The 4,900-nt window shown below is 66.4% G+C and carries 6 protein-coding genes and 1 other RNA gene; 3 read left to right on the top strand and 4 right to left on the bottom strand.

All coding sequences use genetic code 11. The features are described 5' to 3' along the window. Window positions 1-377: RNase P RNA component class A (rnpB, locus tag FKP22_RS21060), an RNA gene on the bottom strand. A gap of 146 nt (window positions 378-523) precedes the next feature. Between rnpB and cysK the strand changes: the two genes are divergently transcribed. Continuing rightward, window positions 524-1,450 carry a cysteine synthase A gene (gene cysK, locus FKP22_RS21055; RefSeq protein ID WP_141289651.1) on the top strand — a complete coding sequence of 309 codons (927 nt, stop codon included), beginning with the start codon at window positions 524-526 and terminating at the stop codon, window positions 1,448-1,450. A gap of 24 nt (window positions 1,451-1,474) precedes the next feature. Here the strand turns inward: cysK and FKP22_RS21050 are convergent, their stop codons facing one another. Beyond that, on the bottom strand, window positions 1,475-2,128 hold the full coding sequence (locus tag FKP22_RS21050) for a peroxiredoxin (protein ID WP_141289650.1): 654 nt from the start codon (window positions 2,126-2,128) through the stop codon (window positions 1,475-1,477). Between the two features lie 121 nt (window positions 2,129-2,249). After that, window positions 2,250-2,606 (bottom strand): cupin domain-containing protein, encoded by a 357-nt coding sequence (locus FKP22_RS21045; RefSeq protein WP_233446918.1) that lies wholly within the window; start codon window positions 2,604-2,606, stop codon window positions 2,250-2,252. A gap of 141 nt (window positions 2,607-2,747) precedes the next feature. Between FKP22_RS21045 and FKP22_RS21040 the strand changes: the two genes are divergently transcribed. Further along, window positions 2,748-3,734: a tripartite tricarboxylate transporter substrate-binding protein gene (locus FKP22_RS21040; protein ID WP_141289648.1), complete on the top strand. Its 987-nt coding sequence runs from the start codon at window positions 2,748-2,750 to the stop codon at window positions 3,732-3,734. Window positions 3,735-3,788: 54 nt separating this feature from the next. Here FKP22_RS21040 and dtd read toward each other — a convergent pair whose 3' ends face one another. Next, a complete protein-coding gene (dtd, locus tag FKP22_RS21035; RefSeq protein WP_141289647.1) occupies window positions 3,789-4,244 on the bottom strand; it encodes a D-aminoacyl-tRNA deacylase in 456 nt (151 codons plus the stop codon). Window positions 4,245-4,413: 169 nt separating this feature from the next. Between dtd and FKP22_RS21030 the strand changes: the two genes are divergently transcribed. Then, window positions 4,414-4,836: a PA2779 family protein gene (locus FKP22_RS21030; RefSeq protein ID WP_141289646.1), complete on the top strand. Its 423-nt coding sequence runs from the start codon at window positions 4,414-4,416 to the stop codon at window positions 4,834-4,836. Window positions 4,837-4,900 lie beyond the last annotated feature (64 nt).

The following is a 4,900-nucleotide window of genomic DNA, read 5'->3' as shown; positions in this document are numbered from 1 at the left end:
GTGAAGCCAACCGATAGGCCGGATTCTGTGCGCCCGGTGCCTCTTGCGAAGTCCCGGACGTGACCGCCATTCCTCTGGGCCTGGATGTTGCCACCCTGGCTCGATGCCACCTACCCGCCAGCTCAGCGAGCCGCTTCATCGCTGGCCTATTTGGTGTTGCTGCGCGTAAAGATTGCCGCGTTTCACCCAACAGCGTCGGAGCGCGGCATGCCGTCTCCCAAGAAGGCTTTGGACCTCCCGCCGTTGACTCGTCTCTGTGGCTCTGATTCGCACCTCGCGGTGGACGGGCGTTACCCGCTACGCTGCTCTGTGCAGTCCGGACCTTCCTCCAGTGCGGCCTTTCGGCAACTAGCACCAGCGGCGGTCTGGTCGGCTTCACGGCGCGGATTCTCCCATGGTTCGCGAAAGCCCCCTGGCGACATGCACCGCGGTTGCAAGCTCATGCGCGACACGAAACCGATCGCTGCGGCATCATCCCGGTCGCCCAGACGCTGGGCCATGCCACAACAAGGAAACCTCTTCGATGAAAGCCGCCAACGTCCTCGCCACCATCGGCAACACGCCGCACATCCGCATCAACCGCCTGTTCGGCGACCAGCATGAGGTCTGGGTCAAGTCCGAGCGGTCCAACCCCGGCGGCTCGATCAAGGACCGCATCGCACTGGCGATGATCGAGGCGGCCGAGGCCAGCGGCGCGCTGAAGGCCGGCGGCACCATCATCGAACCCACCTCGGGCAACACCGGCGTGGGCCTGGCGATGGTCGCGGCCGTGAAGGGCTACAAGCTGGTGCTGGTGATGCCAGACAGCATGAGCGTGGAACGCCGCCGGCTGATGCTGGCCTATGGCGCCAGCTTCGTGCTGACGCCGCGTGCGCAAGGCATGAAAGGCGCGATCGCCAAGGCCGAGGAACTGCGCGACGCGACACCCGGCGCGTGGATCCCGCAGCAGTTCGAGAACCCGGCCAATATCGAGGTGCATGTGCGCACCACCGCCGAAGAAATCGCCGCCGACTTCCCCGAGGGCCTGGACGCCATCATCACCGGCGTGGGCACCGGCGGCCACCTTTCGGGCACTGCCAAGGTGCTGAAGGCGCGCTGGCCGAAGCTGAAGGTGTTTGCGGTCGAGCCCAGCGCCTCGCCGGTCATCAGCGGCGGCCAGCCGGCACCGCACCCGATCCAGGGCATTGGCGCCGGCTTCGTGCCGAAGAACCTGCTGACTGAATTGCTGGACGGCGTGATCCAGGTCGAGGCCGAGGCGGCCAAGGACTACGCCCGCCGCAGCGCCAGCCAGGAAGGCCTGCTGGTGGGCATTTCCAGTGGGGCGACGCTGGCCGCCATCGCCCAGAAGCTGCCCGAGCTGCCGGCCGGTAGCCGCGTCCTGGGCTTCAACTACGACACCGGCGAGCGCTACCTGTCGATCGAAGGCTTCCTGCCGAGCGAGGAAGCCTGACAGCCCGCGCACGCCAGCTGTCGTTCACTTCGGCTGCGGCGTGGTGCGCAGGTAGGGCTTGATGGTCTTGAAGCCGGGGAAGGCCTTCTCGGCGTCTTCATTCGAGACGGCCGGCGTGATGATCACGTCGTCGCCGTGCTTCCAGTTCACCGGCGTGGCGACCTTGTGCTTGGCGGTGAGCTGCATCGAGTCCAGCACGCGAAGGATCTCGTCGAAGTTGCGGCCAGTGGTCATCGGGTAGGTCAGCATCAGCTTGATCTTCTTGTCCGGGCCGATGATGAAGACCGAGCGCACCGTGGCGTTGTTGGCCGCGGTGCGGCCGTCTGCGCCCACCTCGTCGGCCGGCAGCATGTTGTAGAGCTTGGCCACGGCCAGGTCGCTGTCGCCGATCATCGGGTACTTGACCGCAGCGCCCTGGGTCTCCTCGATGTCCTTGGCCCATTCGCCGTGGCGGTCCACCGTGTCGGCGCTCAGGCCGATCAGTTTGGCATTGCGCTTGGTGAACTCCGGCTCGATCTTGGCCATGTAGCCCAGCTCGGTGGTGCAGACCGGCGTGAAGTCCTTGGGGTGCGAGAACAGGATGGCCCAGCTGTCGCCGATCCACTGGTGGAAATCGATGACGCCCTGGGTGGTCTGGGCAGTGAAATTCGGGGCAGTGTCGTTGATGCGCAGGGACATGGTGTCTCCTTCAGGTTGAACAATCTCGGGCCGGCGGGCTGCAAGCGTAATCGCCTGCGGTGCGTTTTTCCAGCCAAGTATTTTTCGCCATGCGGCCAGCGCGCCAAGCGCCGCGATCAGCTCATTTTTCGACGATCACGAAGTGCTTGCGCAAGGCTTCCAGCACCTCGAAGGAGCCGCGGAAATTCGGCGGGATCATGAGCGCCTGGCCGGGGCCGACTTCAGTGAAACCAGCACCTTCTTCATGGACCCGCGCGCGGCCATGCAGCACGTGGAAATACTCGTGCTCGTTGGGGCCGAATTCGATGCGCCAGCGGCCCGGCTCGCAATCCCAGATGCCGGCCGACACGCCTTCGGCCGCGCTTTCATACAGCGTCCAGGTGCTGCGCTGCGGTGCACCCACTTCGCGCCGGGATTCGCGCGGCTGGTCGATCACCGGTGGCTGCTCAGCAAGCGAAAAAGGGATGACGGTGGGCATGGCGGGCATGACAAGGCGCAGAGGTTCACGGGGCTGCAGATGGTAGCGTCAGCTTACGTAGTAACCGCGATGGCGCAGCCCCCTGCTGCGCCTAGCATCCCGCCCATCCCATCCTCACGCCCCCACAGAAGGAGCACCTCCATGAACCGTCGTTTGTTCGGCGCCGCGTTGTCCGCGTTGCTGGCTGCGCTCGGCGCGCAGAGCGCCCATGCCGAATACCCGGACCATGCCATCACCATCGTGGTGCCGTTCGCCGCGGGCGGACCGACCGACAAGGTCGCACGCGACTTTGCCGAGGCGCTGCGCAAGCCGCTGGGCAACCAGGCGATCGTGATCGAGAACGTCGGCGGTGCCGGTGGCACGCTGGGCGCGACCAAGGTCAGCAAGGCGGCACCGGATGGCTACACGCTGCTGCTGCACCACATCGGCATGGCGACCTCGCCGGCGCTGTACCGCAACCTGGCCTACAAGACGCTGGACGACTTCGAATACCTGGGCCTGATCAACGAAGTGCCGATGACGCTGATCGGCCGCAGCACGCTGCCGGCGACCAACTACGCCGAGCTGGCCAAGTGGCTGTCCGCCAACAAGGGCAAGATCAACCTGGCCAACGCAGGCCTGGGTTCGGCCTCGCACCTGTGCGGCCTGCTGTTCCAGCAAAGCCTGAAGGAAGACATGACCACCGTGCCGTACAAGGGCACGGCACCGGCCATGACCGACCTGCTGGGCGGCCAGGTGGACATCATGTGCGACCAGACCACCAACACCACCAGCCAGATCGAGTCCGGCAAGGTCAAGGCCTTTGCGGTGACCACGCCGGCCCGCCTGCCAGGCGCCCTGCTGTCCAAGCTGCCAACGCTGGACGAAGCCGGCCTGAAGGGCTTCAACGTGACGATCTGGCACGGCCTCTACGCACCCAAAGGCACGCCCAAGGCAGTGGTGGACAAGCTCAATGCCGCACTGAAGACCGCACTGAAGGACCCCGAGTTCCACAAGCGCGAAGAAGCGCTGGGCGCCGTCGTCGTGACCGACAACCGCACCAACGCCGCGGACCACAAGAAGTGGGTCGAGGCCGAGATCAACAAATGGGGCCCGGCCATCAAGGCCGCAGGCCAGTACGCGGACTGACCCAGCCAGGACCGGCAACCGAGCGCCCTGCGGGGCGCTTTTTTCTTGGTGCGGTCAGCGCACCGTGATCGGGATCGTCACCGGGCCGTCGTTGACGAGGTGCACCTGCATGTCGGCACCAAACTCGCCGGTGGCGACGATGGCGTGGCGCTGGCGGGCCAGTGCGACAAAGGCCTCGTAGAGGTTGCGGCCCAGCGCTGCAGGCGCGGCGCCGGTGAAGCTGGGGCGGTTGCCGCCGCGGGTGTCGGCCGCCAGCGTGAACTGCGAGACGACCAGCAAGCCGCCGGGCGTGCCGTGGCCGTCCAGGTCGGTCAGGCTGCGGTTCATCTTGCCGGCGCCGTCGCTGAAGATGCGCAGCTTCAGCAACTTGTCCAGCAGCTTGGCGGCCTGCACTTCGCCGTCTTCCGGCTCGGCGCAGAGCAGCACCAGCAGGCCGGGGCCGATCGCACCAATGGTCTGGCCGGCCACCTCGACGTGGGCCTGCTTGACACGCTGGATAACGGCAATCACGGGGCAGCTTCCTCTCAAGAAGTTCACGATGGCAGGGCCCGCGATCATAGGTGCGGCGATAGGTGCGGCGGCGGTAACAGACCGGTACACGGCCTCGCCAAGGCGCCGGTAGCATGGGGAACTGGCAGGCCTGCGGTACGGCCTGCACCCCGCTGTACTGGAGTCCCTGATGCCCTCTTCCCGTCGTGCCACCCGTTGGCTGTGCCTGCTGCTCGCAAGCAGCCTGTCGTTTGCCGGCTTGATGCAAAGCGCGCAAGCCGCGCTGATCGGCACCGAAACCGTCGCCGCAGTACAGGCGGCGGAACAGGCCGGTGGCAACCAGGCGGATGGCCGCGCCTTCCTGACGCAAGCCCTGCAGCGCGAGGATGTGGTTGCTGCATTGCAGCAGCGCGGTCTCAGCGCCGACGAAGCCAAAGCCCGGGTGGCAGCCCTCAGCGACGAACAGGCGCAGTGGCTGGCCGCCCAGGTGGACCAGGCCCCCGCCGGCGCCGGCGACATCCTCGGTGCGCTGGTCTTCATCTTCGTGCTGCTGCTGATCACCGACGTGCTGGGCCTGACCAAGGTCTTCCCGTTCACACGCTCGGTGCGCTGAAGCCGCGGCGATGAGCCACGCCCAGGGGCGACGACGGCTGCTCCACGCGCTGGCGGCACCGTGC

The sequence above is a fragment of the Ideonella azotifigens genome (assembly GCF_006519715.1).
GTDB classification, from domain to species: domain Bacteria; phylum Pseudomonadota; class Gammaproteobacteria; order Burkholderiales; family Burkholderiaceae_C; genus Ideonella; species Ideonella azotifigens.
Note: the sequence above shows the minus strand (reverse complement) of the source record. Positions and strands in the feature narration are given on the sequence as shown.